Origin of the sequence: Kribbella pratensis (assembly GCF_004365355.1) — a bacterium.
Lineage (GTDB): Bacteria > Actinomycetota > Actinomycetes > Propionibacteriales > Kribbellaceae > Kribbella.
The window spans coordinates 243,598-268,588 of the sequence record NZ_SODP01000005.1; the positions used below are offsets into that span (position 1 = coordinate 243,598).

The 24,991-nt window shown below is 68.3% G+C and carries 19 protein-coding genes; 11 read left to right on the plus strand and 8 right to left on the minus strand.

Annotation, left to right across the window (positions count from 1 at the left end):
* Positions 1–22 precede the first annotated feature (22 nt).
* Positions 23–4,402 (minus strand): S8 family serine peptidase, encoded by a 4,380-nt coding sequence (locus EV653_RS39320; protein WP_238160755.1) that lies wholly within the window; start codon positions 4,400–4,402, stop codon positions 23–25.
* A 293-nt stretch (positions 4,403–4,695) separates the two neighbouring features.
* On the opposite strand from EV653_RS39320, the gene EV653_RS39325 reads away from it, so the two are divergent.
* Complete coding sequence (locus EV653_RS39325; RefSeq protein ID WP_134111417.1) at positions 4,696–5,292, plus strand: winged helix-turn-helix domain-containing protein; 597 nt, start codon at positions 4,696–4,698, stop codon at positions 5,290–5,292.
* Positions 5,293–5,303: 11 nt separating this feature from the next.
* Entirely contained in the window at positions 5,304–6,461 is a 1,158-nt protein-coding gene (locus EV653_RS39330; RefSeq protein ID WP_134111418.1) for a threonine synthase, read from the plus strand.
* 1 nt (position 6,462) lies between these two features.
* On the opposite strand, the gene EV653_RS39335 is transcribed toward EV653_RS39330, so the two are convergent.
* The gene (locus tag EV653_RS39335) at positions 6,463–8,451 is read right to left on the minus strand and encodes an alpha-1,4-glucan--maltose-1-phosphate maltosyltransferase (RefSeq protein ID WP_134111419.1); all 1,989 of its coding nucleotides are present in this window, start codon (positions 8,449–8,451) and stop codon (positions 6,463–6,465) included.
* 206 nt (positions 8,452–8,657) lie between these two features.
* On the opposite strand from EV653_RS39335, the gene glgP reads away from it, so the two are divergent.
* Positions 8,658–11,246 carry an alpha-glucan family phosphorylase gene (gene glgP, locus EV653_RS39340; protein WP_134111420.1) on the plus strand — a complete coding sequence of 863 codons (2,589 nt, stop codon included), beginning with the start codon at positions 8,658–8,660 and terminating at the stop codon, positions 11,244–11,246.
* An 80-nt stretch (positions 11,247–11,326) separates the two neighbouring features.
* Here the strand turns inward: glgP and EV653_RS39345 are convergent, their stop codons facing one another.
* On the minus strand, positions 11,327–12,781 hold the full coding sequence (locus tag EV653_RS39345; protein ID WP_134111421.1) for an MFS transporter: 1,455 nt from the start codon (positions 12,779–12,781) through the stop codon (positions 11,327–11,329).
* Positions 12,782–12,830: 49 nt separating this feature from the next.
* Between EV653_RS39345 and EV653_RS39350 the strand changes: the two genes are divergently transcribed.
* Positions 12,831–13,430 (plus strand): TetR/AcrR family transcriptional regulator, encoded by a 600-nt coding sequence (locus EV653_RS39350; RefSeq protein WP_134111422.1) that lies wholly within the window; start codon positions 12,831–12,833, stop codon positions 13,428–13,430.
* 16 nt (positions 13,431–13,446) lie between these two features.
* The gene (locus EV653_RS39355; RefSeq protein WP_134111423.1) at positions 13,447–14,313 is read left to right on the plus strand and encodes an alpha/beta fold hydrolase; all 867 of its coding nucleotides are present in this window, start codon (positions 13,447–13,449) and stop codon (positions 14,311–14,313) included.
* A gap of 16 nt (positions 14,314–14,329) precedes the next feature.
* Here the strand turns inward: EV653_RS39355 and EV653_RS39360 are convergent, their stop codons facing one another.
* The 3 genes from EV653_RS39360 to EV653_RS39370 all read right to left on the minus strand — a co-directional run bounded on the left by EV653_RS39360 (position 14,330) and on the right by EV653_RS39370 (position 16,724).
* Entirely contained in the window at positions 14,330–15,199 is an 870-nt protein-coding gene (locus tag EV653_RS39360; protein ID WP_134111424.1) for a transglutaminase domain-containing protein, read from the minus strand.
* A complete protein-coding gene (locus EV653_RS39365) occupies positions 15,199–16,023 on the minus strand; it encodes a MerR family transcriptional regulator (protein ID WP_134111425.1) in 825 nt (274 codons plus the stop codon). Before EV653_RS39365 ends, EV653_RS39360 begins: the two co-directional genes overlap by 1 nt.
* Before the next feature lie 332 nt (positions 16,024–16,355).
* Positions 16,356–16,724, minus strand: a complete 369-nt coding sequence (locus EV653_RS39370; RefSeq protein ID WP_202872043.1) for a hypothetical protein — start codon at positions 16,722–16,724, stop codon at positions 16,356–16,358.
* Between the two features lie 198 nt (positions 16,725–16,922).
* Here EV653_RS39370 and EV653_RS39375 point away from each other — a divergent pair, with 198 nt between their 5' ends.
* The 4 genes from EV653_RS39375 (at position 16,923) to EV653_RS39390 (ending at position 19,809) form a co-directional block, all read left to right on the plus strand.
* The gene (locus EV653_RS39375) at positions 16,923–17,489 is read left to right on the plus strand and encodes a PadR family transcriptional regulator (protein WP_202872044.1); all 567 of its coding nucleotides are present in this window, start codon (positions 16,923–16,925) and stop codon (positions 17,487–17,489) included.
* Between the two features lie 78 nt (positions 17,490–17,567).
* Positions 17,568–18,869, plus strand: a complete 1,302-nt coding sequence (locus EV653_RS41480) for an alpha/beta fold hydrolase (protein ID WP_166679704.1) — start codon at positions 17,568–17,570, stop codon at positions 18,867–18,869.
* The gene (locus EV653_RS39385) at positions 18,866–19,357 is read left to right on the plus strand and encodes an RNA polymerase sigma factor (RefSeq protein ID WP_134111427.1); all 492 of its coding nucleotides are present in this window, start codon (positions 18,866–18,868) and stop codon (positions 19,355–19,357) included. Before EV653_RS41480 ends, EV653_RS39385 begins: the two co-directional genes overlap by 4 nt.
* The gene (locus EV653_RS39390; RefSeq protein WP_134111428.1) at positions 19,354–19,809 is read left to right on the plus strand and encodes a hypothetical protein; all 456 of its coding nucleotides are present in this window, start codon (positions 19,354–19,356) and stop codon (positions 19,807–19,809) included. Before EV653_RS39385 ends, EV653_RS39390 begins: the two co-directional genes overlap by 4 nt.
* Here EV653_RS39390 and EV653_RS39395 read toward each other — a convergent pair.
* Both EV653_RS39395 and glgX read right to left on the minus strand, forming a co-directional pair.
* Entirely contained in the window at positions 19,799–20,566 is a 768-nt protein-coding gene (locus tag EV653_RS39395; protein WP_134111429.1) for an SGNH/GDSL hydrolase family protein, read from the minus strand. The two genes, EV653_RS39390 and EV653_RS39395, sit on opposite strands and share 11 nt — an antisense overlap.
* Before the next feature lie 62 nt (positions 20,567–20,628).
* The gene (gene glgX / locus EV653_RS39400; protein ID WP_370359566.1) at positions 20,629–22,689 is read right to left on the minus strand and encodes a glycogen debranching protein GlgX; all 2,061 of its coding nucleotides are present in this window, start codon (positions 22,687–22,689) and stop codon (positions 20,629–20,631) included.
* Positions 22,690–22,861: 172 nt separating this feature from the next.
* Here glgX and EV653_RS39405 point away from each other — a divergent pair, with 172 nt between their 5' ends.
* The gene (locus EV653_RS39405) at positions 22,862–23,887 is read left to right on the plus strand and encodes a Gfo/Idh/MocA family protein (protein WP_134111431.1); all 1,026 of its coding nucleotides are present in this window, start codon (positions 22,862–22,864) and stop codon (positions 23,885–23,887) included.
* Positions 23,884–24,927 (plus strand): Gfo/Idh/MocA family protein, encoded by a 1,044-nt coding sequence (locus tag EV653_RS39410; protein ID WP_134111432.1) that lies wholly within the window; start codon positions 23,884–23,886, stop codon positions 24,925–24,927. The genes EV653_RS39405 and EV653_RS39410 overlap by 4 nt, the downstream gene beginning before the upstream one ends.
* Positions 24,928–24,991 lie beyond the last annotated feature (64 nt).

A 24,991-nucleotide genomic window follows, 5' to 3' on the forward strand; every position in this document is an offset into this window, starting at 1 on the left:
GGGCCGCGCGCTTACTGCTGGGTTACTTGATCGACTTCAGTGCGAAGTTCTCGGTGACCGGCGTGCCGGCGACCAACTTCGTCGTACGGGTTTGTGGCTTGTAGCCGTCCTTGGCGGCGATCAGGGTGAGCGGGTTGTTGCGACGGTCGAGCCAGTAGGCGTACTGACCGTTCTTGTCGGTGATGAAGGTGTACGACTGCGCCCACGAGTCCACCTCGACGATCGCACCCGGGAGGGCGGCGGTGGCGCCGGACGAGCTGACGCCCGTGACAGTGCCCTGCAGCTTGCTCCAGGTGGTCGGCGGGGTGACGTTCATCGTCACGCCGACCGCGGGGACGGTGTACGGGGTGTTCTCGCCGATCGTCACGGCACCGCTGTAGGTGCCGGGCTGGTCGACGCTCGCGGTGAGCGTGACCTTGACGGTCGTCGACTGTCCCGGCGCCAGGGTGGCCTCGGTCTTGTCGAGCGACATCCAGCTCACGTCCGCCGACGACTCGGTGCAGTCCTCGAGACCCGGCAGGGCCTCACTGTCCGCGGTGGCGTTGAACGCGCCGGACGAGCCACCGATCTTGTAGAACCCACACGCCGCACCGCCACGGTACCGGGGCAGGTTGGCGTTCGGCAGCGCGGTCCAGCTGTCCGACGTCGGGTCGTACGAGAACCCTGCGTTGGTCACCGCACCGGCCTGGACACCGCCGACGACGAGCAGCTTGCCGCCGGCGACGGCGTACGACGCCGCCCAGTGGTCGGACGGAGCGTCTGCGATCGCGGTCCAGGAGTCTGCTCCCGGGTCGTAGACGTAGGCCGACTTCAGCGAGTTCGTGCCGTCGTTGCCGCCGGCGCAGTACAGCTTGCCGTCGATGGCGCCGCAGGATGCGAACGCGACCGACTGCGGGTAGTTCGCCAGCGTCTCCCAGGTGTTGGCGGCCGCGTCGTAGCGGACCACCGTGTTGCTCATCGGCAGACAGCCGGACGTGGTGCACCCGCCGACGGCGTACAGCTTGCCGTCGAGCACAGCCTGACCGGCAGCCGCGCGCGGAGCCGGGTTGGCAGCCACCGTGGACCAGGCGTTGGCGGCCGGGTCGTACGACCAGGTCTCCGGCGCCGGGCCGGCGTCCGCCCAGCCGGAGCTGGCGATGATCTTGCCGCCCACGACACCGACGGTGATGGCGTTGCGAGCACCCGGCAGCGGGGCGATCGCGGTCCACGCGAGCGTGGCCGGGTCGTACACGTAGCTGTTAGCCGTCGACGCGCTGCCGTTGCCGCCGCCGATCGAGTAGACCTTGCCGTCGAGGTTGACGACGCGGTTGTCCATCACGGTCGCCGGGTAGTCGGCAATGTCGGCCCACGGAGCGGCTTGCGGCTGCGCGGCGACCGGTGCCGCACCGGTCTTGCCCGACAGCATCCGGGCGAACGAGGTGTTCACGGCGATCCGCTGCAGCGGTGCGCCGGTCCCGCTCTCCACCTGCGCCTTGGTGGTCTTGGTGCCGTTCGCGTTCTCCAGGACGAAGCCGCTGTCCTTCTCACCGAACTTCACGTCGACCGCCGCGCCGCCGGTGTTGGTGACCTTGAAAGACTTGGTCACGGTGCCGGTCGGCAGCTTCAGGTTGCCGGTGATGCTGCCCGGCGTGACCGCCAACTGGCCGGCCTGCAGCGTGAAGTCGGCCGTGGTGGTCCAGTCCGCCTCGACCGGAACGGTCGCGGTCGAGCTGACGTAGTTGCCGGCCTTGGCGGTGAAGCCCTGGTTGCCATCGGCCGCCGAGTACAGCCAGTAGAAGCCGTCGTTCAGGCCGGTGTCGTCGGGCGTCGCCACGGTGGTCGCGCTCTCGGTGGTGCCGTCATGGGTGACGACCGCACCGTTCACGAAACCGTTCGTGTTGGCGTCCTTGACATTGCCGACCACGATGCCGCCGCCGGTCGGTACGCAGCTCACCTGGCTGCCGATCAGGACGTTGTCGACCTCCCACCACCAGGCGTACGACGCGTCCCAGTAGTGGAACCGCACCTGTACGGCGGACTTGCCGGCCGCCTCGGGGATCGCGATCTCCTTGACTCCACGGACATCCGCGATCTGGGTCAGCGTGGTGGTCCAGGTCGCGCCGCCGTCGACCGACAGGTCCACGTCGGCCTTCTCGCCCTGGTACCAGTTCAGATCCTGGTTGAACCGGATCACCGGAGCGGTGACCGAGCTCAGGTCGACGACCGGGCTGACCAGCGACGTGTCCTGCAAGCCGCCGCTGCCGTACTTGTCGCTGTCGACGACCGCGAACTTGCCGCTGCCGCCGGTCAGGTTGCCCCGGTTGCCCGGGTCGTCGAACTTCCAGACCTGCCCGTTGCCCTTGCCGTCGACGACGGTCCAGCCGCTCGGTACGGAGCCGCTGTCGAACGTCTCGTAGACGCCGTCCGAGCCCCACTTGTAACCGGGCGCGGTGGTGCACGAGTCCGGGTCCGCGGGGACCGCGATGTTCTTGGTCAGGTTGCCGCTGCCGACCGTGATCGGCTGGCTGACGGTCTGGTAGCCCGGGTACTTCGCCTCGACCTTGAGCGAGTACGCCGCACCGGACGGGACCTTCAGGCTGTAGCGGCCGTTGCTCGGGGTCGTGTAGTCGAACACGCCACCCGGGCCCTCCACCGACACCTTCGCGTACAGCGGCCAGCCGTGGCCGGAGCCGTCCGTGACGGTGCCACCGACACTCACCTGCGGAGTGCTCTCCAGGGCGAAGTTCTTGGTGGTGGTCTGACCGGTGGTGATGGTGGCCGTGGCGGTCTGGGTCTTGTACCCGAACGACGCGACCGTGAGGGTGTAGTCGCCGGCCGGAAGCACCGACGAGAACGTTCCGTTGCTGCTGGTGGTCAGCGACTTGTCGGGCTGACCGTCCTGGTGCACCGTCACGCTGGCGCCGGTGAGCGGGGCACCACCGGTGGCGGCGGTGACCGTGCCGGTCAGCGTGCCGGTGTCTCCGATCGGGGCAGCGTTCAGGAGCGCGAGCGCGTCCAGACGACCCTGGCCGAAGACGTTGTTGTTCGCGTCGGTACCACCGCACTGGCTGTTCGGGGTGTCGATCGCGGTCTGGTTCAGCAGCGCCCGCGTGGCGGCGACGTCACCCTTCAGGGACGGCGATGCCGACCACAGCAGGGCAACAGTGGCCGTCAGGTGCGGTGTCGCCATCGACGTACCGTTGAACGCGCCGTAGGTGTTGCCCGGCAGGCTGGACCGGACGTTGACACCGGGAGCCGAGATGTTCGGCTTGATGGTGCCGTCCTGGCCGACGCCGCGACCGGAGAACGACGCGATGTTGTTGTTGATGTCGTAGGCGCCGGCCGAGTAGTTGCTGGTCAGGCTGCCCGGCGAACCGGAGGTGTTGCAGCCGCCCTCGCCACTGTTGCCGTTGGCGAACGCACCGAAGATCCCGGACGCGGTCCAGGCCAGGGTGATGTCCTCCATGAACGGGTCGTTCGACGGCAGGGTCGAGCCCCACGAGTTGTTGATGACGTTCGGCCGCTTGCTCGCGTCCGGGTTCTGCCCCTGCAGATCGGTCGGCTCGAGCATCCATTGGCCGGACGAGATCAGCGCGGCGTCGCTCGGGCAGCAGCCGTTCGCGGCGATCCACTTCACGCCCGGGGCGACACCGATCTGGTTGCCCGCGCCGTCGTCGCCGACCATGGTGCCCATCGTGTGGGTGCCGTGGCCGTTGCCGTCGGACGGTGCGTTCGGCGAGGTGCCGGCCGCGTCGAACCAGTTGTAGTTGTGGTTGAAGGTGCCGTCGCCGTTGTTGCCGCGGTACTGCTTCACCAGCGCCGGGTGGTCGTACTGCACCCCGGTGTCGATGCTGGCGACGACGATGCCCTCACCCTTGTCGCCGTACTGCGACCAGACCTGGTTCGCCTTGATGTTCGCGACGCCCCACTCGACGGACTGGATCGCCTTCTCCTGCTGGCCCGGCGTGACCTTGGGTACTTCGATCTGGACGGGGGCGTACAGGCCCTCGACCTCGTTGTGGGTGGCCAGGTCCTGGGCCAGGGCCAGCGATCCGCTCTCGATCCGGATCGCGTTCGTGCCCCAGAACGCCTGGTACTTCACATGCTGCGCGTCCAGTTCGGCACGGATCGGCGCCTGGCTGTCCGCCGCGGCCTTCTTCAGCGCGGCGGCCACGGCCGTGCCGCGCTCGTTCCAGTTGGTGATCTTGCTGGCGGCGGTCAGGTCGGCCTTGGCGCCGAACCGGACCCAGTAGTCCGTCGCGGACTTGGCGTCCTTGCCGTCCAGCTTCGCCATCAGTTCCGGCTTGATCTTGGCGGCCGGCGACGGTGTGGATGCGGGTTTGGCCGGCGGTGACGCCTGGGCCTGGCCGGCGGCGGCCATCCCGGTCGCTACGACGGCCAGCGCCGCCAGGGTGCTCACCACGGATCTGGTGAGTCCCTTTCGTTGATATGACATCTCTGCAGCCCCTCACTTGAACGACCCCGAGTTCGACTCCCCCGAGTCATTTGCTGCCGGAGGGCGTGAGAACGCTCCGTGCCCCCCAGGTCGCGGCATGTGACACCGCAAGCCTGACGTGGAATCTATGTGTCAGAACAACGTGGTAACAAGCACACTTGGTGAGCAACCTGTGACTAACTGTCGCGCGGATCGAGGCAACCTGGGCAAAGCCTGGCAATTCGTTGACGATCTGAGGCAGGGCTTGACATCGTGATCAGATGGTCACCGCCCGTATAGACCTGACCACTTCCGGACCCGATGAAGAGCCGTTGCCGCTGCTGATCGCCGTCGCGGCCTCCGCGGACCAACGTGTCCGGCTGGCCGAGCTCGTTGACGACGTCGCGCCGTTGCTGCTCGTGTCCAGCCTCGACGAACTGCGCAGGCTGCTGGTGCCCGCCCAGCAACCCCCGCCCGCCGCGCCCGAGCAGCCGGAACCGCCTGAGCCCGACGCGGTCCAGGCCGCCGCGGTCCGAGCCCCGGGCGAGGAGCCGGACGCCGACGTCCTCACCATCGACCGGGCCCGCTCGGTGGCTCGTTGGCGCGACAGCGAGATCCAGCTGACCGAGCTCGAGCACGACCTGCTCACCCGGCTGATGTCCACGCCGCTCCGCGTCTGGTCGTACGACGCCTTGCACCGGGCCGTCTGGCGCGACCTGAACGGCCGCGGCACCGCCGACGTCCACTCGGTGGTCAAGCGCCTGCGCCGCAAACTCGACGAACTCGGCACGACGGTCACCATCGACGCCGTCCGCGGCATCGGCTTCCGTCTCACCGATCACCAACGCCCGATGATCACCGACCGCCGCGCGGGGTAGTTTCTGAGGTTGTGACCTTCTCTGCGCTGAGTCATCTCGAGTGCCCTCGTTGTGGGGAAACCCACGACGCCGACCAGATCATCGGGCTCTGCCCGTGCGGATCGCCGCTGCTTGCGCGGTACGACCTGCCGTCCGTGACGGTGACGCCCGCCGCGTTGGCCGATCGTGCGCCGAACCTGTGGCGGTACCACGAGCTGCTGCCGGTGCGGTCGCCGGACAACGTGGTGACGCTGGGGGAGGGGATGACGCCGTTGCTGCCGTTGCCCCGGTACGGCGCTGAGCTCGGGGTCGACCGGCTGCTGATGAAGGACGAGGGCCTGATCCCGACCGGGACGTTCAAGGCGCGGGGTGCGGCTGTCGGGGTATCGCGCGCGTACGAGGTCGGCGTACGGAAGATCGCGATGCCGACGAACGGGAACGCCGGCTCCGCGTGGGCGGCGTACTCCGCCCGCGCCGGCATGGAGGCGCTGATCGCGATGCCGATCGCGGCGCCGGAGATCTGCCGGCGCGAGGTGACGGTGGTCGGCGCGGAGCTGGTGCTGATCGACGGGCTGATCGGCGACGCGGCGGCGTACGTCCGGGAGCAGCCCGGGTACTTCGACGCGTCGACGCTGAAGGAGCCGTACCGCATCGAGGGCAAGAAGACGATGGGGCTGGAGATCGCCGAACAGCTGAACTGGAAGCTGCCGGACGTGATCGTCTACCCGACCGGCGGCGGGGTCGGCATCATCGGCATCTGGAAGGCGCTGAACGAACTGCTCGAACTCGGGTGGATCTCCGGCCCGTTGCCGCGGCTGGTCGCCGTCCAGTCGACCGGGTGCGCGCCGATCGTTCGCGCGTGGGAGAAGGGCCTGCCGGAGAGCGAGCCGTGGCCGGACGCGAAAACTGTTGCCTTCGGCATCACAGTGCCCAAGGCTCTGGGTGATTTCCTCGTCCTGCAAGCGATCGCCGAGACCGACGGCTGCGCAGTCGCCGTCGACGACGAGGACATCCTCGCGGAGCAACACCAGGTCGCTCGCCTGGAGGGCTCGTTCATCTGCCCGGAGGGAGCAGCCAACTTCGCCGCGATCCGCACGTTGCGCGAGTCCGGCTGGATCCGCGCCGATGACCAGGTAGTCGCCCTGAACACCGGCGCGGGACTGAAGTACCCGGAAACCGTGCCGCTGTGACTTACGCCTGTCCGCGGCGTACTGCGAGGATGTGGGCCGGCTCGCCGTTCGGGTCGAGCTTGATGTAGTTCTGCTGGCCCCAGCGCCAGGTCGCGCCGCTGATCTCGTCGTAGACGGTGAAGGTGTCCTCGGGCCGCATGCCGAGGGCAGCCATGTCGAGGTGGACCATCGACTCGCGGACCGAATGCGGGTCGGTGTTCACCACGACGATGACCGTGTCGGTGTGGCCGTCCGGCGCGGTCGAGCGCTTCGAGTAGCACATGATCGCTTCGTCATCGACCGTGTGCAGCGACAGGTTGCGCAGTTGCTGGAGCGACGGGTGCCGGCGGCGGATGTTGTTCAGCAGCGTGATGTACGGCGCCAGCGAGCGACCCTCCGCCTCGGCCGCAGCCCAGTCCCGCGGGCGCAGCTGGAACTTCTCGGTGTCCAGGTACTCCTCGGATCCCGGACGCAGCGCGACATGCTCGAACAGTTCGTACCCGGCGTACACACCCCAGGCCGGCGACGACGTCGACGCGATCGCGGCGCGGATCTTGAACGCGCCCGGTCCGCCGTACTGCAGGTACGCCGTCAGGATGTCCGGCGTGTTCACGAAGAAGTTCGGGCGCAGGTAGTGCCCGGTCTCCTTGGTGAGCTCGGTGAGGTACTCCTCGAGCTCCCACTTCTCGTTGCGCCAGGTGAAGTACGTGTACGACTGGTGGAAGCCGACCTTCGCCAGCTCGCGCATCATCGGGCGGCGGGTGAACGCCTCGGACAGGAACACCACGTCCGGGTCGGTCTTGCGGATCTCGCCGAGCAGGTACTCCCAGAAGTTGACCGGCTTCGTGTGCGGGTTGTCGACGCGGAACACCGTGACGCCCTTGGAGATCCACAACCGGACGATCCGCAGTACTTCGGCGTAGATGCCTTCGGGGTCGTCGTCGAAGTTGATCGGGTAGATGTCCTGGTACTTCTTCGGCGGGTTCTCGGCGTACGCGATCGAACCGTCGGCGCGTTTCGTGAACCACTTCGGGTGGTCCTTCACCCACGGGTGGTCCGGCGACGCCTGCAGGGCAAGGTCGATCGCGACCTCCAGGCCGACCTCGCGCGCGCGGCCGACGAAGTACTCGAAGTCCTCGAACGTGCCGAGCTCGGGGTGGATCGCGTCGTGGCCGCCCTCCTCGGAGCCGATCGCCCACGGCGAACCCGGGTCGCCCGGCTTCGGGTCGAGGGTGTTGTTCGGGCCCTTGCGGAACGAGTGGCCGATCGGGTGGATCGGCGGCAGGTAGAGGATGTCGAAGCCCATCTTCGCGACAGCCTCGAGCCGCTGCGCCGCAGTACGGAAGGTGCCGGAGGTCCACTGACCCGACTCTTCGTCGTACTTCGCACCCTCGGAGCGCGGGAAGAACTCGTACCAGCTGCCGTACAACGCACGCGTCCGGTCGACCCACACCGGGTAGGTCTCCGACGACGTGATCAGTTCACGCACCGGGTACCGACCGAGAGCAGCGCGGACCTGCGGCGAGATGCCGGCGGCCAGACGCGCTTCCGGCGGCAGGGCACCGTTCGCCAACGCATGCGCGGCGTCGCTCAATGTCCCGCGGTCGGCACGCACTGCCGGTGGTACGCCGGCCGCCGCGCGATCGAAGAACGCGGCGCCCTCGGCGAACATCAGGTCGACGTCGATGCCGGCCGGCACCTTGATCTCGGCGTTGTGCCGCCACGTCCCGTACGGGTCGCTCCAGCCTTCGACGGCGAACGTCCACGCGCCCTGCTCCTGCAGCGTCACGTCGACGGTCCAGCGGTCGGAGCCCTGGCCCACCGGGCTCATCAGCATGCGTCTGGTCTGTCCCGACGGCGACGTCAGCACGACGTTCGCGTTCACCGCGTCGTGGCCCTCGCGGAAAACCGTGGCCGCGATGGTGAATGTCTCGCCGACCGCCGCCTTGGCCGGATACGCTCCGGCGTCGACGGTCGGGGTGACCTCGGTGATCGGGATGCGCCCAGTCATGGCGTAGGTGAACCTTCCCTTGCTCAATGTCGATCCGCCCGCATGCGGATCCGGCGGGTGGGTAACTACGTCGGGGAACTACAGGACTGACGTTATCGGTTCCCAGGAGTCGTCTGTGACACACGTGCCTGCAAAATCTTGCTCGCGTTGCAAGATCGATGCACGCCGAAGGTGTTTTGCGAACCCCGGCCCGGTACGGTGTCCCGGTGCGAGCGATACGACGATTTTCCGTCCGCCCTGTCCTGCCTGCGCCGCTGACCGGCCTGGGCACCCTGGTGAACAACCTCCGCTGGGCCTGGCACCCGGAGACGCAGGACGTCTTCGAGGCCGTCGACCCGCAGTTGTGGCGGACCACCGGCGGTGACCCGGTCAAGCTGCTCGGTGAGGTACCGGCGGCCCGGCTCGACGAGCTGGCGAACGACCACGCTTTCCTGCGCCGGCTGGAACTGGCAGTAGCCGACCTGGACAGCTACGTGACCGAGGACCGGTGGTTCCAGAGCGCCGGATCGCCGCTGAACGCGGTGGCCTACTTCTCCCCGGAGTTCGGCATCACCCACGTCCTCCCGCAGTACTCCGGTGGTCTGGGCATCCTCGCCGGTGACCACCTGAAGGCGGCGAGCGACCTCGGCGTACCGCTGATCGGCGTCGGCCTGCTGTACCGGCACGGGTACTTCACGCAGTCGCTGAACCGTGAGGGCTGGCAGCAGGAGCGTTACCCCCTGGTGGACCCGGACGGGCTGCCGATCAGCCTGCTCCGGGATGGTGACGCACCCGCGACCGTGACGCTGACCCTGCCCGGCAACCGGCAGCTGCACGCGCAGATCTGGGTCGCCCAGGTCGGCCGGGTCCCGTTGCTGATGCTCGACTCCGACATCGAGGAGAACGAGCCCTCCGAGCGCGAGGTGACCGACCGGCTGTACGGCGGCAGCACCGAGCACCGCCTGCTCCAGGAGCTGCTGCTCGGCGTCGGCGGTGTCCGCGCGGTCCGCACGTACTGCCGGATCACCGGTCACGCGGCGCCCGAGGTGTTCCACACCAACGAGGGTCACGCCGGCTTCCTCGGTGTGGAGCGGATCCGCGAGCTGGCCGCCGAGAAGGACCTCGACTTCGACACCGCGCTCGAGGTGAACCGCGGCGGCACCGTGTTCACGACGCACACCCCGGTCCCGGCCGGTATCGACAGGTTCCCGGTCGAGCTGATCCAGCAGCACTTCTCGGCCGACGTGTTCGGTCCCGAGGTGCCGATCGACCGCATCCTCTCCCTCGGCGCCGAGGACTTCGAAGGCGGCGACCCGGCGCTGTTCAACATGGCGATCATGGGTCTGCGGCTGGCGCAGCGGGCCAACGGTGTGTCGAAGCTGCACGGCGTCGTCAGCCGCGGGATGTTCTCCGGGCTGTGGCCGAGCTTCGACTCCACCGACGTGCCGATCACCTCGATCACCAACGGCGTGCACGCGCCGACCTGGGTGGCGCGTGAGATCCACGACCTCACGTACGCGAACTACACGGCCGACGAGAACATCTTCGACGGCCTCGACAAGACCACCGACCAGCAGATCTGGGAGACGAAGCGGCTGCTGCGGCAGCGGTTCATCGACGACACCCGTTCGCGGGTCCGGCAGTCCTGGATCAACCGCGGCGCGAGCGAGGCCGAGCTCGGCTGGGTCGACTCGATCCTCGACCCGGACATCCTGACGATCGGCTTCGCCCGGCGGGTCCCGTCGTACAAGCGGCTCACGTTGATGCTGCGCGACCCGGCCCGGCTGAAGGCGCTGCTGCTGCACCCGCAGCGGCCGATCCAGATCGTCATCGCCGGCAAGTCGCATCCGCACGACGAGGGCGGCAAGAAGCTGATCCAGGAGGTCGTCCGGTTCGCCGACGACCCGGACGTGCGGCACCGGATCGTGTTCGTCCCGGACTACGACATCGCGCTGGCGCAGCCGATGTACCCGGGCTGCGACGTCTGGCTGAACAACCCGCTCCGCCCGTACGAGGCGAGTGGCACGTCCGGCATGAAGGCGGCGCTGAACGGTGCGCTCAACCTGTCCATCCGCGACGGCTGGTGGGACGAGTGGTACGACGACGAGTTCGGCTGGGCGATTCCGTCCGCGGACGGAATCGAGGACACCGACCGGCGTGACGACCTCGAGGCGCACGCGCTGTACGACCTGATCGAGAAGCAGGTCGCGCCGCGCTTCTACGACGGCGCCGTACCGGCCCGGTGGATCCAGAACCTGCGGAACACGATCAAGGATCTCGGCCCGAAGGTGCTCGCCACCCGGATGGTGCGCGACTACGTCGAGCAGCTGTACGTGCCGGCCGCGCAGTCGTCGCGTTCGCTGAACTCGACGTACGACGGTGCCCGTGAGCTGGCCGCGTGGAAGCAGAAGGTGGTCGCGGCCTGGCCGCAGATCCGCGTCGACCACGTGGAACTGCAGGGTCTCGGCGACGTGCCGCAGCTCGGGACGACCGTCGGGATCCGCGCTTTCGCGGCGCTCGGCGATCTCGCGCCGGACGACATCTGTGTCGAGGTGCTGCACGGTCGCGTCGACGCCAACGACGAGATCACGGATCCGGTCCGGACGCCGCTGTCGCTGGCCGAGACGTACGAGGGCAACCGCCACCGCTACGAAGGCGAGCTGAAGCTGGACCGCACGGGTCCGTTCGGCTACACGGTCCGCGTCGTCCCGAATCACCCGGCTCTGGCCAGCGTCGCGGAGCTCGGTCTGGCTGCCGGCCCGTCCGAGTCCGACGACCCGTCCGCTCCCGACCTCCCGGCCGGCTCGGAGTTCTGAGCCTCCTCTGAAACAGACACGCCCCCGCCTGCCTCACCAGGCGGGGGCGTTCTTGCCTGCTTCCCGGAACATCTTCGGCGCTAGGCGGCAGATTCTTTCCGGAGATGCCGGGTGCGGATGATGCCGTAGGCAACCAGCGCCGCGGCGAGGGCCGTCAACGTCAGCGCAGCGGTGGTAGATGCCAGGTGGAACTCGCTGGTCTGGCCGGCGCTCCAGTTCGGCGTGGTGAGTGGGCCGGTGAAGACCAAGGCAAGGATCGTGCCGGTGATGGCGATGCCTGCACCGGAGGTGACTTCGGTCGCGGTGTCGGTGAGGGCCGCGCCGATCGTGGTGCGGTTGGCCGGCAGACCTCGGAGTACGTTGACTCCGGCAACTACTCCGACCACGCGCATCCCGGCCGCGACGAGCACCAGCGCAACCGCGATCCAGACGTAGCCGAATCTGCTCAGCGACCCGTACACAGCGAGCCCGAACACGACCGCCGCGGCGCTGATCCAGGCAGCTCGCCCGAGACCAACTCGTCGTACGAACGGGCCGATCAAAGCGCCGCCAGCGACGAGGACGACCACCTGCGGGAGCATGCCGATCGCGGCCAGCGCCGGCGTCCAGCCCCAGTCGAGCTGCAGTTGAAGCGTCACCAGGTAGCCGAGGCCGGCCGTCGCGAGGCCCGCGGCGGCTTTGAACGCCAGGCCGCTGGAAACCAGGGGATGGGCAACAAGTTTGGGATCGAGCAGCGGATACGTCGCCGAACGCTCGCGCAGATAGAAGAGCACCAGGCCGAGGACGGCACCCGACGCCATCGCCCACGGAGCCCCCGAACCAGCTCCCTGGTTGACGAACAGCGTCGGCGCGACCAGCGCGAGCACGATCGCCGCCGTACCGAGCACCGCCCCGGCGACGTCGATCGGATCCCGGTGGAGCTCGGCAGGGGTATCCGCCGCGATGCCGAGACGCACGCCGAAGAAAGCGAGTACGGCGATCGGCACGTTCACCAGCAGCAGGACCTGCCACGGCGCGATCGCGAGTACGAAACCACCTGCTGTGGGACCGATCGCCAGGCCGACCAGACCCACGGTCGAGATCAGCGTCGTCGCGCGGACGCGCAGCTCGTCCTCCTCGAACAACCTGAACGACAACGCGAGCGACCCCGGCGTCGTCATCGCAGCGGCGACCCCCATCGCGACCCGGACAGCGATCAGCTGCTCCACGGTGGACACGAACGCGGTCGCGAGACTCGCGACACCGAGCAGAACCAGCCCGGCCAGCATGATCCGCCGCCGTCCGAACCGGTCGGCCATTGCCCCGAACGCCAGCATCAGCCCGCCGAACACCACGGCGTACGCGCCTGTCACCCACTGGAGGGCGGTCGTCGACGCGTGCAGGTCACGCCCGATCGTGGGCAGGGCGACGTTCAGGATCGAGTTGTCGAGCATCTCGAACAGGAACACCGCCGACAGTCCGGCCAGCGCCACCCACGCGTCCCGCAGCGAGCGGGCCGGGCGAGCTGCTATGACGGTTGCCAGTGGAGAGGTCATGTCACTAAATTAACCCACTAAGCTTAGTGACACAAGAAAGTGAGGGAAGATGCCCAGAACCGATGCACGCGGCGGCCCGCAGACGCGAGCCCGGATCTCGGACGTCGCGACGCGGTTGTTCCTCGAACGCGGGTTCGACGGCGTCACGGTCGCCGAGGTCGCGCGCGAGGCCGGCGTCTCGAGCGTGACCGTCTTCAAGCACTTCCCCCGCAAGGAGGACCTGCTCCTCGACCGCACCGATGAGGCCGTCGAGGTACTGCTATCCGCCGTGCGCGACCGCCCTGCCGACGTACTGACGTCGTTGCAGCAGGCAACCATCCGCCTCCTCGACGAGGAGCACGCGCTCGCCGGGGTCAAGGACGGATCGGTCCCGTTCTACCGGACCGTCGCGGCCTCACCCGCACTGATCGCCCGGTCGCGGGAGATCGCGTCCGAGCTCCAGCAGACGCTCGAGGAAGAGCTTGACCGCGACCCGGCCTTCGACGGCGATGCATCACTGCTGGCCGCGTTCTTCATCGCCGGCTACACCACCGTGCTCGTCGAGACCGCACGGCGCATGACGGCGGGCGACGCGCCTAAGGATGTGGCGGCCGACCATCGCGTTCGGCTCGACCGGTTGTTCGACGGCCTCCGGAACGGAGTTGGCTGAGGCTACGCTGTGCGCCATGGAATTCGTGCAGCTCGCCGATGGCCGCAAGTTGGAGTATTTGATCGAGGGGCCGGCGGACGGCGTACCGCTCGTGTTCCATCACGGCACTCCGGGTGCCGCGGTGCGGTTCGCTCCGCTCGCGGAGTCGGCCGTGCGGCATGGGCTGCGGTTGGTCAGCCCCGGTCGGGCCGGGTACGGCGCGTCGACGCCGAATCCGGGACGGTCGATCGCCGATGTGGCGGCCGACACGGCCGCTCTGCTCGACGCGATCGGTGCCGACCGGTTCTACAGCATCGGCATGTCCGGTGGGGGACCGCATTCGCTGGCCTGTGCTGCGCTGCTTCCCGGGCGTTGTATCGCGGCGGCCTCAGTGGCCGGCGTGGGTCCGGCCAACGCGGATGGGCTGGACTTCATGGTCGGTATGGGCGAGGAGAACCTTGCCGAGTTCGGTGCCGCGTTCGAGGGCCGCGATGCCCTCGAACCACTGCTGGAAGCGGCGTCGAGCGGGCTGGCCGCGGCTGCTCCGGCGGACTTGGCGGCTGCCTTCGGTGACCTGGTGTCCGAGGTCGACAAGGCGGCGATGACCGGTCCGATCCTGGACTGGCTCGCGGCGTCCTGCCGGCGTTCCGTGGCCGAGAGCATCGCCGGCTGGCGCGACGACGACCTAGCGTTCGTGAAGGACTGGGGCTTCCCCCTGGATCGGATCACCACCCCGGTGGCGATCTGGCAGGGCGACCAGGACCGTATGGTCCCTGCGGACCACGGTCACTGGCTCGCCGCGCACGTCTCGGGCTGCACCTTCCATTTCCTGCCGGGCGAAGGTCATCTCTCCCTGTTGAACAGCATCGACCAGGTGGTCGCGGACCTCGGCTCTGTCCGGTAACCCAGACCAGGCCGAGTCAGCTGATGTCGACCCACGTGAAGGGTGGTGCGCCGGCGGGTGAGGTGTGGAACGACCGGCCGGCGAAGGTCAGGTCCGGATCCATGCGGTAGAGCTCGTTGACCTCCTTCGTCGCGGTCTCGTCTCCGTTGTCAGAGGCAACCATCAGCCGCGCGATCCGATCGGTCAGGTCGAGGTCGGCGCCGTCGAGCCGGTCCGACATCGCGCCCCAATTGTCCCAGAGCAGGAGCTCGTCTCCGTTCAGGTGGGCGAGTTGGTAGTGCACGTAGTTGCGGATGAACCAGCCGCCGTGCAGCTTCAGCGGTGCGTCCGGGTTGGGATCGGCTCCGTACGTGTCGCCGTCGAGCTCACCCGCCCGGTACCCGAGCCACACCTCCGCTGCCGACTTGAAGGGGCCGGCCGGCATGTCCTCCACGTCGAAGGGGTAGTCGGCCTGATCCAGCTCGGTGTCGATCATCACCCAGCGGTTGCCGTTCCAGTACTCGGCGACGACATGATCGTGGTTGAACCCCTCGGCGAAGTACTCCGCGAAACCGACCCGGCTCCGCGCCGGGATCCCCTTGTGCCGCAGGGCCGACACGAACAGCAGCGTGTGATCGCGGCAGCAGCCGACGACCCGGTCGCCCGGCTCCCGCGGTACGGCGAGCGGCGTACCGTTGCGCTTCTGGTCCGTGGCGAGGATGGCCGATACCCAGCGGCTGTCGATCTCGGCGAGCCGCTCGCCGGTGAACTCGATACCGCCGGCGCGGTAGTGGATGATCAGGCCGCGCGTCACGGCGGCGATCCCGGGGATGTCGTCCGGCAGCGCGTCGAACAGTCCGGCGTGGTCGCCGGGATCGCTGAACCGGCTCTGGGTCGTGTAGTCCATCAGATGTTCCTCTCGAGGATGGGTAGAGCGATGTCGACGGCCGGTTCGTCGCGGGGGATCAGTTGGCAGTCCTGGAGGTACACCTCACGCGGCGGACCCGCTTCCGGTACGCCGTTCGCCCGGACCCAGTCCGTCACGAGGTCGTACGCGAGCATGATCCGCGGGTACGCGCACTCGTTCATCGTGATCGTGCAGTACGCCTCCCGGTGCGCCGGCTCGACCCGGATCCCGATCCGGCCCGCCGGGTCGACAAGGCCGTCGAACGGCACGCACACCTCGACCGTGGCCTCGCCCTCCGGCGTCACCGCGCCGTGATAGATCACCCACGACCCCGTGGTCGCACTAGCGCCGGCCGCGCTCAGATGCGCCATGATCTCGTCGGTACACGTCACGATGATGCCGACCAGCAGTTGCTGATTGGTGTCGGCGCGGATCGACGCGATCTTGGTCGCCGGCACGTCCCGGGTCAGTACCCGGCGCGGTGCCAGTCCCGTCGTACCCGAGCGGGACAGGCGGTCGCGCAGGTACTGCAGGGTCGACCGGCGGGCTTCCGTGGTCGCCTCTTCGGCGGCCCACCAGCGGTCGAGCCGGATCAAGCCCTCCTCGTCGGTCCCCGCCAGTACTTCGGCGATCGTGGTCAGCGGCATGTCCAACTGCCGCAGCACACTGATCCGTCGGGCCCGCTCCAGCTGTGCCTCGTCGTAGAGGCGGTAACCGTTGGCCGGGTCGACCTGAGCGGGCGCGAGCAGGCCGGATACGTCGTACAACCGCAACGCCTTGTGGGAAAGGCCGGTTCGTCGCCCGAACTCACTGATCGTCAACACGCAACCATCAAACCCTCTGCCCCAGGGGCAAGGTAAAGAAACCCGCCACTCGCTTCGCTCGTGCCGGGGGTGGGGAGGCCGCCCGGCCCTCGTGGTGAGGGTGGGGAGGGCGGCGCCCGGCCGTCGTGGTGGGGGTGGGGAGGGTGGTCTCGACCTTGTTGGGGGGAGGGCACCCGGTCCTCGTGGTCAGGGTGGGGAGGGTGGCGCCCGGCCTTGTTGGGGGAGGGAACCCGATCCTCGTGGTCAGGGTGGGGAGGGCGGCGCCCGGGCTCGTGGTGAGGGAGGCGGCCAGCCCTCGTGGTGGGGGCGGGGTTGTCAGACCGGGAAAGGTCTCACGTCAGGCTCCACCCAGCTGGTGCGTGCCTCGGTTGAGGCGAGGGTGCGGGGTCGTAGAAGTGCGTCAGTAGGCGCTTGTTCAGTAGGCCGGGGTTGCGCTCCAGCAGTTCGTCGAAGGTCTCGTCGGGTGCCTCGTTCATGTGGTACGCCGTCAGCTCGACCCACGCCCTGCTGACCGTGGCGTTGTACTTCTGCGGCGCCCCCGCGTACCGCGCCGTCTGCTGGATCCCGTTGCTGACCAGGTCGACCGCGCCGGCCGTCCCACAGCGTCGTACGGCGAGCCAGGTCAGCCGCACATGCTCGCGGTGGCCGAACCTGTCGGCGGTCGACAGCACTTCGCCCATCAGTTCCTCGAAGGTGTCCATCTCCCCACGTTCGGCACGCCGAGGTGCGCCCGCAACCGAGTTTCGAAGAGGGGGTTGTTTTAGAGACAGTAACGATATATCGTTAGTGTCATGAACAATATCGAGGAGGATATTATGAACACCCCCAACGAGATCAGAGGCCGCCGCCGAGGCGGCCACCATCACCCCCGCCGCGGTGGACCGCGGATGGGAGAAGGCATGCCGATGCACGGTGGACGCGGCGAGCGCAGCGGCCGTGGTGAGCGTGGTGAGCGTGGACCCCGACGCGGCCCGGGCCGTGGTTCCGGCCGTCGAGCGCCGCGCGGTGATGTCCGAGCGGCCGTCCTGATGCTGCTTGCCGAGGAGCCGATGCACGGCTACCAGTTGATGCAGGCCATCGCCGACCGCAGCGGCGGGCGCTGGACCCCCAGCCCCGGTGCGATCTACCCAACCCTGAACCAACTGGAAGACGAGGGCCTGGTCACCGTGACCGCGGAGGCCGGCCGCAAGCTCGTCACACTGACCGACGCCGGTCGCGAGTACGTCGAAGGCCGTCGTGAGACGTCGATCGACCCGTTCGCTCCGTACGCCGGCACAGGTCCTGGGGCCGACCTGCGCGGACTGCTCGACGAGTTGGCGTCAGCCACTCGACAGGTCGCCCGCACCGGCTCCGACGAGCAGCGCACCGCCGCCGCCAAGGTCCTGGCCGAAGCGCGCCGCTCGCTCTACCTGCTCCTGGCCGACGCTCCGGTCGTCCCCGAGCCCCCGAAGACCCCCGAGGCGTGAGACCTGCGTCACGCAGGGAACGTCTCGATCGAACGACTCCTCTTCGCAGATGTCAGGTACAGCTGAGGAGGGGTCGGGATGGGGTCTCGAAGGATCGTCGCAGGCGCACACGTCTTGCTTGCGGCGCTACACATCTACTGGGCGACCGGCGCCACCTGGCCCGCGCCCGACGAGCGATCACTCTCCCGAGCGGTGCTCGGTGTCCAAGTGTCATTCGCTCCGCAGATGGTGCTGCCACTCGCAGTGCTGCACCTGCTGCTGGCCTTCGCGGTACTTCGGTCTGACCGGTCCGCGGCGGCTCGCGTTGTAGTAGCGGGCCTCGCAGCAGGGCTGGCCGCCCGAGCCGCTCTCGGCTTGGTGTGGATCTTCACCAGCGCAGGTACTGCGTTCTTCTGGCTCAACCTGCTGCTCTATACGCCGGCCTGCATCGCACTGTGTGCTGCGGATGTGAGGCTGCTGCGAATGCGGTGGTTGAAGGCAGCTGTGGTGGCAGGGCCGGTTGCTGTGGTGACGGTGGTCGCTTTGGTTGCCTACGTCTACGAACCGGGTCAACAGCTGCACCCGACCGCGTCAGCTGATTCGCGCTACGTCGACACGGCCCTGGCGCGCTTTCACTACCTGCAGCGGGGGACTGGCTCACCAGTGGTGCTGCTGGCACCAGGTGCCTCACCTGCCTCCGCGTGGGACGCAGAACTGGCAGCTCTGGCACACGACCACACCGTCTACGCCGTGGATCTTCCCGGTCAAGGCGAGACCCGTCTGCACAATGAACAGTTCGCGTTCGATCTGGACGGCATGACCGACGCACTCGGTCAGTTCCTTGACGCACTGCAGCTTCAGCAGGTCGTGCTCGGTGGCAACTCGTGGAGCGGCGGCTGGGGACTCGCATACGCCCAACAGCACCCGGACAGGGTCAGCAAGCTCGTCTTGCTGGCCCCGTCCGGTCTGGACGAGCCGGATGTCTGGAGCTGGGAGATGCTCAAACAACCACTGGTCGGCGAGGCGCTCGCCAAGCTCGCGGCGAACCGCAGCATGGTCGAGTCGGCGGTCCGCGGACTGTTCGTGCACCAGAACCTGGTCACGTCGCAGCTCGTCGACTCGATGTGGGTCCCCGGAACGTATCGTGACAACGTGCGATCCATGTACGCCCTCGAGCGCGGTCTCGACTGGAGCGTCACCGAGAAAGCACTCCCGTTCACGCGACAGCCCACGCTCGTCCTGTGGGGTGACCACGACACCGTGCTGCCGGTCGCCCAGGCCGCCCGCTTCGGCGAGTTGTTGCCAAACGCAACCGTTCGAGTGCTGCCGGGCTGCGGGCACGCGCTCACCGTCGACTGCGCGGACGACGTGACGCCGTTGATCGCAGCTTTCCTCAGATGATCGAGGAACAGCTTGTCCGTGCGGCGCAGCGCGGCGACACGGTCGCGATGAACGACGTGCTCGACGCGCTGACGCCGTACGTCGGGAGGATCTGCGGACCGATCGCCCTCAGCGATGGACCGGACGCGGCGCAGGAGGCGTTGATCGCGATCTTCCGCGGTCTGCGCGGTCTGGAGAATCCGGCCGCCGTGTTCGGTTGGGCGCGCGCGATCGCCGTGCGCGAGGCAGTTCGAGTTGCGCGGCGCGGGCAGCGGCAGCAGCCGGCCGAGCTGGCGGACCTGCCTGCTGCGGACGATCCGCAACTGACGGTCGACGTACAGGACGTGCTCCGGCGGTTGTCGCCGGAGCACCGTGCGGTCCTGGTACTGCGGGACCTCGAAGGAATGGACGAGCAGGCCGCAGCCGCCGTACTCGACGTCCCGGCAGGTACGGCGAAGTCGCGGCTGCACCGTGCGCGGGCGAGCTTTCGGAAGGCGTGGAGATCATGACCGACTGGCCGACCATCGAACTGACAGACATCGAGCGCTTTCGTGCTCTCGCCGCGGGCGTGCCGGGCGCCGTAGTCACCGAACGCGTACTGCCCGCCGAGCCGGATCGAGTGAAGTCGATGCTCGCGGACCTGGACGTGTTCGCCGAGATCCAGGCTGACCTCGTCTCGGCAACTGTGCTCGAACGCGACGGCGACCGGGTCGTCGTACTGGCGAAGGGCCGACTCGGTCAGCGTGCGCGACTGACTGGGCAGTTGCGGCCGGGGTGGTGCTGGCTGCAGAGTCGCTTCCTGATCATGGGCATGGCGGTCGCGGCCGAGCCGGGCGGTGGTACGCGCGTGGCGCTGACCGGCGGCATTCGGGTACCGGGCCGGGCGGCGATCGTGCCGATCCGGGTCCGGCAGGAGAGTGCCAAGTCGCTCGACCGTTTGGAGCGCCTGCTCAGGGCTTGAGTACGTCGGCCGGCAGTGCGGCGAGCAGGGCGTCGGCGTGGCGGCGGTAGCCCAGGTTGTTCGGGTGGAACGCGTCCGGCGCGAGCATGCCTCGCCACGGCGGCCGGGCGTACCGGGAGACCTCGGCGACAGGCAGTCCGCGCGAAGTGGCCGTGTTGCTGATCAGTTGGTTGATGCCGGCGACGTACGGGCTGACAGCTCCACCGACTCGCCAGAGCCGGTCCGGGACGGTCAGGTCCATCACAACTGACGATGAGGGCAGCCGGTCGATCACCTGACGGAGGTGGTCGCGCAGCCGCTTCGGCGAGGTGGCGAGGATGTCGTTGCTGCCGATGCCACAGGTGACGAGCGCCGGCGCCAGTCCGTCGAGCAGTGGCAGCTGGTCGTGCAGCACATGCCGCGTCTGCGCACCGGACCGCGACAGGTTCAGCACCCGCCACGGCGTGCCTTTCCGACGCAGTGCATTCAGCACCTGTCCGACGTACCCGTGCAGCGGCGAGGACGCACCCAGACCCTGTGCGGTCGAATCACCCAGCACAACCCAGAGCGGTCCCTCGGACGACAACGCCGCCGAGTTCTGCCGAGTCCAGTACTCCGCATACGTCCGCGCCTGCACGTCGACGTACGCCACACCGTCCACCCACCGCTGAATTGCGAGCCGCGAACTGGTCCGCTCAGCCTCCCCCCACCGCATGATCGCGCGGTGCAGCGCCCCAATAGGAGTCGTCCGCTCACGCCCACGCTGCAGCAGAAACATCGATCCCCCCAGAGATGAACAGCAGGTGACCGACGAATGTACAGGCGAAAGGTTAACAACCCTCAGAGAGCGCGGAGCAGGACCAGGCAGCGGGGGGCGAGGGGGACTGTGGCGCCGGCTTCTACTTCGGTGACCATGCTGTGGCTGGTGTCGAGGACTACCTCGTACGCCGGGGCCCAGGAGGCGTCGGGGACTACTACCGGCTGGGTTTGGGGGGTGGCGTTCAGGGCCAGGAGGAACGAGCTGTCGGTGAGGGCGTTGCCTTCGGTGTCGGTGGCTCGGAGGGCGTCGCCGGCGAGGAACATGCCGATCGTGCGGAGGTTGCCGTCGAACCAGTCGGCGTCGGTCATTTCGCCGCCGTGCGGGGCGATCCAGGACAGGTCCTTGCGGCCGCCGGCGACGACGGGGCGGCCGGAGAAGTAGTGCCATTGGCGCAGGGCCGGATGGGCGGCGCGGAGGGCGATCAGCTGTTTTGTCAGCTCGAGTTGGTCGGACCATGCTGCCGGCAACGACCAGTCGAACCAGGAGATCTCGTTGTCCTGGCAGTAGGCGTTGTTGTTGCCGTGCTGCGTCCGGCCGCACTCGTCCCCGGCGGTGATCATCGGTACGCCGGTCGACAGGATCAGCGTCGACATCAGGTTCGCCATCTGCCGTTTGCGCAACGCGATCACGCGCCGGTCGTCGGTCTCGCCTTCGACGCCGCAGTTCCAGGAGCGGTTGTCGTCGGTGCCGTCGCGGTTGTCCTCGTGGTTCGCCTCGTTGTGCTTGTGGTCGTAGCTGACCAGGTCCCGCAGCGTGAACCCGTCGTGTGCGGTGACGAAGTTGATCGACGCGTACGGGTACCGCCCGTCGTCGCCGTACAGGTCGCTCGAGCCGGACAGCCGGTACGCGAGGTCCTTCACGCCGTCGGACGTGTTCCGCCAGACGTCGCGGACGCTGTCGCGGAATTTGCCGTTCCACTCCGACCACGGCGGACCGAAGTTGCCGACCTGGTAGCCGAACGGCCCGACGTCCCACGGCTCGGCGATCAGCTTCACCCGGCCGAGCACCGGGTCGGCCGCGACCTCGGCGAGGAACGGATGGCCGGGGATGTCCACCTCGTGCCGCTCGTTCCGCACCAGGGTGACCGCGAGGTCGAACCTGAACCCGTCGACGCCCATCTCCTCGACCCAGTAGCGCAGCGAGTCCATCACGAGCCGTCGTACCTGCGGGTGCGAGGTGTCGACCGAGTTGCCGGTGCCGGTCACGTCGTACATCGCGGCGCCGTGCGCGAGCCGGTAGTACGCGCGGTTGTCGATCCCACGGAAGCTCAGCGTCGGCCCGTCGAACCCGCCCTCGGCGGTGTGGTTGTAGACCACGTCGAGGATCACTTCGATGCCCGCGGCATGGAACGCGGCGACCATCGCTTTGAACTCGGCCACCTGCTCACCGCGTGAACCGGACGACGAGTACGGCGCGTGCGGCGCGAAGAAGCCGAGGCTGTTGTAACCCCAGTAGTTCGGCAGGCCGCGCGCGGCGATCGCCGGCTCGGTGAGGAAGTGGTGGATCGGCAGCAGCTCCACCGACGTCACGCCGAGCTCGGTCAGATACTTGATTACCGACGGATGCGCGAGTCCGGCGTACGTGCCCTGCTGATGCTCAGGTACGTCGGGGTGCCGCTTGGTGAAGCCTTTCGTGTGCAGCTCGTAGATAACCGTCTCGCCCCAGTGCACCGGCTTGCTGATCGGGGGCGGCGGAGCCGAGTCCGCGACGACCACGCCGACCGGGACATGGCCGGCCGAATCGCCGTCGGACGAGTCGTAGATCAACGGACTGGAGAAGTCCAGCGACCCGTCGACGGCCCGGGCGTACGGGTCCAGCAGCAGCTTCGACGGGTTGAAGCGCAGACCGTGCGAAGGGTCGAACGGGCCGTGCACGCGGTATCCGTACCGCTGGCCGGCGCCGACGCCCGGCACGAACCCGGTCCAGAACTCCCCGGTGTGGCTCAGGTCCAGGTTCCGCTGGCTGCCGTCGTCCGCGATCAGGGCCAGCTCGACCCGTTCGGCGGCCGGAGCCCACAGCGTGAAGGTGGTCCCATCGGTCTGGACCACTGCGCCCGGACGCGGATCAGTGCCGGCGGTCAGGCCGGGAGCGCTCGGGGCGGCGGTCGCTTCTTTCACCGGCACATTCTGCACAGTTCGGGGTGAGTTCTCGATAGTGAGGCACTTATGTTCGTGAGACGGTGGTTGCGAACGCCTGTGCGCAGTGATACGCAGGGACCGTTACTAATTTACCCACAGGGTTGTAGGGGATCTCATGTCGGAAGAGCTTGCCGGTCTGACCGTGGGTCTGATCGGCGCGGGCAACATCAGCCACGTGCACGTGGCCGCGTGGAAGGCCGTTGGGGCCCGGGTCCTGGTGTATTCGCTGGAAGGCGCCGAGGAGCTGGCGGAGGAGTACGGGCTGGAGGTCGTGCCGTCACTGGACGAGCTGCTGGCCACGGAGGTGGAGTTCGTCGACATCGTCACACCGTCGGCGACGCACAAGGAGATCACGCTGGCCGCGATCAAGGCGGGCAAGAACGTGATCTGCGAGAAGCCGCTGACGCTGACGGCGGCCGACTCGCACGAGGTGATCGACGCGGCGAACGCGGCCGGCGTCCGGTTGTACCCGGCGCACGTGGTGCGGTTCTTCCCGGCGTACAAGGCGGCGTACGACGCGATCCAGGCCGGGCGGATCGGTGAGGTCGCGGTGGCGCGGTTCTACCGGCAGGCCTCCTCGCCGGCCGGCGCCGGCTGGTACCGCGACGTCGCGCACTCCGGCGGCGTGATCATGGACCTGATGGTGCACGACCTCGACCAGGCACGCTGGCTGTGCGGCGAGGTCACCACGGTGTACGCCGTGCAGAACCCGCCGACGGTCGACGGCATCAGCCCGGTCAACGTGGCGGCGCATGTGACGCTCACGCACGAGAGCGGTGCCATCAGCCACTGCCGGGCGACCTGGGGAGCGACGGGTACGACGTTCCAGACCGGGTTCCAGGTGGCGGGGTCGACCGGCGTACTGAAGTTCACCTCGGACGCCGACACCGGCTACCGGGAAGAGCTGCAGAACGGCGGTGCCGGCGGCGACCTGCTGATTCCGGCGTCGACGCTGGGGGAGAGCCCCTACCTCACGCAGCTGCGTGAGCTGGCGATCGGGCTGCGCGGCGGGCCGGAGCCGCGGGTGCTCGCGTCCGACGGCGCGACCGCTGTCTACCTGGCCGAGGCGGCGCGTGCGTCGATGGAGTCCGGCCAGCCGATCGACATGAAGACCTTCGTCTCGAGTGGAGCGGTGGCATGACCCTGAAGGTTGCTCTGGCCTCGTTCGCCCACGTCCACGCCGGGTCGTACGCGCATCTGCTCGCTGCGATGCCGGACGTCGAAGTACTGGCTGCTGACCCTGACGGTGCGTCCGCACCGGACGAGGGACCGCGCGGTGCGGCTCTTGCTGAGGCGTTCGGCGTCCCGTACGTCGACACGTACGACGAACTGTTCGCGTGGGGACCCGACGCCGTCATCGTGACGTCCGAGAACGCCGGCCACCGCGCACTGGTCGAGCGTGCTGCGTCTGTCGGTGCACACGTGCTCTGCGAGAAGCCGCTGGCCACGGAGGTCGCCGACGGCGAGGCGATGCTCGCAGCATGCGAGGCGGCCGGCGTGATCCTGATGGTCGCGTACCCGGTCCGCTTTGCGCCGTCGTACCTGCAGCTGCGGGCGAACGTCGAGGCTGGCCGGCTCGGCGACGTGTTCGCAGTACTGGGGACGAACAACGGGAAGATCCCGTACGCCGCGCGGCAGTGGTTCGTCGACGCCAAGCAGGCCGGTGGAGGCGCCATGATCGACCACACCGTGCACTGCGCGGACCTGATCGACGGCCTGACCGGCGGTGCGTCCGCCACCCGCGTGTACGCCGCGTCGAACCGGATTCTGCACCAGGACAAGGGGGTGGAGGTGGAGACCGGCGGTCTGGTGACGATCAACTACGACAACGGGCTGCTGGCAACCATCGACTTCTCCTGGAGTGTCCCGGACAACGGTCCGACCTGGGGCGGCGTCTCGCTGCAGGTGACCGGCACCAACGGTTCGGTCGAGATCGAGCCGTTCCGCCCGCACGTGGGCGGCACGGACGCCAACGGTGAGGTGTTCCTGGGAATCGGCGGCAACCTGGACGAGTCCATGCTCGACACCTTCCTGGACGCGGTTCGCACGTCCGGACCGGCAGTCGCCGGGCAGCCGCCGGCCGTAGTACCCCAACCAGACGGTGCTGTGGGCCTCCGCACGCTCCGCATCGTCGACGCAGCCCGTCGCTCTGCGGCTTCCGGCCAGGCCGTCGATCTTTAGAAGCCCGTAGTACACCAGCTTGCTCTGGTCCGGTACGGTTCCCGGGGATGTGACCGATGGGTAG

Bases quoted from the DNA above. Each gene is read 5' to 3' on its own strand.
- EV653_RS39395 (WP_134111429.1), bottom strand. From the start codon at position 20,566: ATGTTTCTGCTGCAGCGTGGGCGTGAGCGGACGACTCCTATTGGGGCG.
- EV653_RS39385 (WP_134111427.1), top strand. From the start codon at position 18,866: ATGATCGAGGAACAGCTTGTCCGTGCGGCGCAGCGCGGCGACACGGTC.
- EV653_RS39360 (WP_134111424.1), bottom strand. From the start codon at position 15,199: ATGGACTACACGACCCAGAGCCGGTTCAGCGATCCCGGCGACCACGCC.
- EV653_RS39390 (WP_134111428.1), top strand. From the start codon at position 19,354: ATGACCGACTGGCCGACCATCGAACTGACAGACATCGAGCGCTTTCGT.
- EV653_RS39350 (WP_134111422.1), top strand. From the start codon at position 12,831: ATGCCCAGAACCGATGCACGCGGCGGCCCGCAGACGCGAGCCCGGATC.
- EV653_RS41480 (WP_166679704.1), top strand. From the start codon at position 17,568: ATGGGGTCTCGAAGGATCGTCGCAGGCGCACACGTCTTGCTTGCGGCG.
- EV653_RS39345 (WP_134111421.1), bottom strand. From the start codon at position 12,781: ATGACCTCTCCACTGGCAACCGTCATAGCAGCTCGCCCGGCCCGCTCG.
- EV653_RS39370 (WP_202872043.1), bottom strand. From the start codon at position 16,724: ATGGACACCTTCGAGGAACTGATGGGCGAAGTGCTGTCGACCGCCGAC.
- EV653_RS39405 (WP_134111431.1), top strand. From the start codon at position 22,862: ATGTCGGAAGAGCTTGCCGGTCTGACCGTGGGTCTGATCGGCGCGGGC.
- EV653_RS39325 (WP_134111417.1), top strand. From the start codon at position 4,696: ATGGTCACCGCCCGTATAGACCTGACCACTTCCGGACCCGATGAAGAG.
- EV653_RS39355 (WP_134111423.1), top strand. From the start codon at position 13,447: ATGGAATTCGTGCAGCTCGCCGATGGCCGCAAGTTGGAGTATTTGATC.
- EV653_RS39375 (WP_202872044.1), top strand. From the start codon at position 16,923: ATGCCGATGCACGGTGGACGCGGCGAGCGCAGCGGCCGTGGTGAGCGT.
- EV653_RS39335 (WP_134111419.1), bottom strand. From the start codon at position 8,451: ATGACTGGGCGCATCCCGATCACCGAGGTCACCCCGACCGTCGACGCC.
- EV653_RS39410 (WP_134111432.1), top strand. From the start codon at position 23,884: ATGACCCTGAAGGTTGCTCTGGCCTCGTTCGCCCACGTCCACGCCGGG.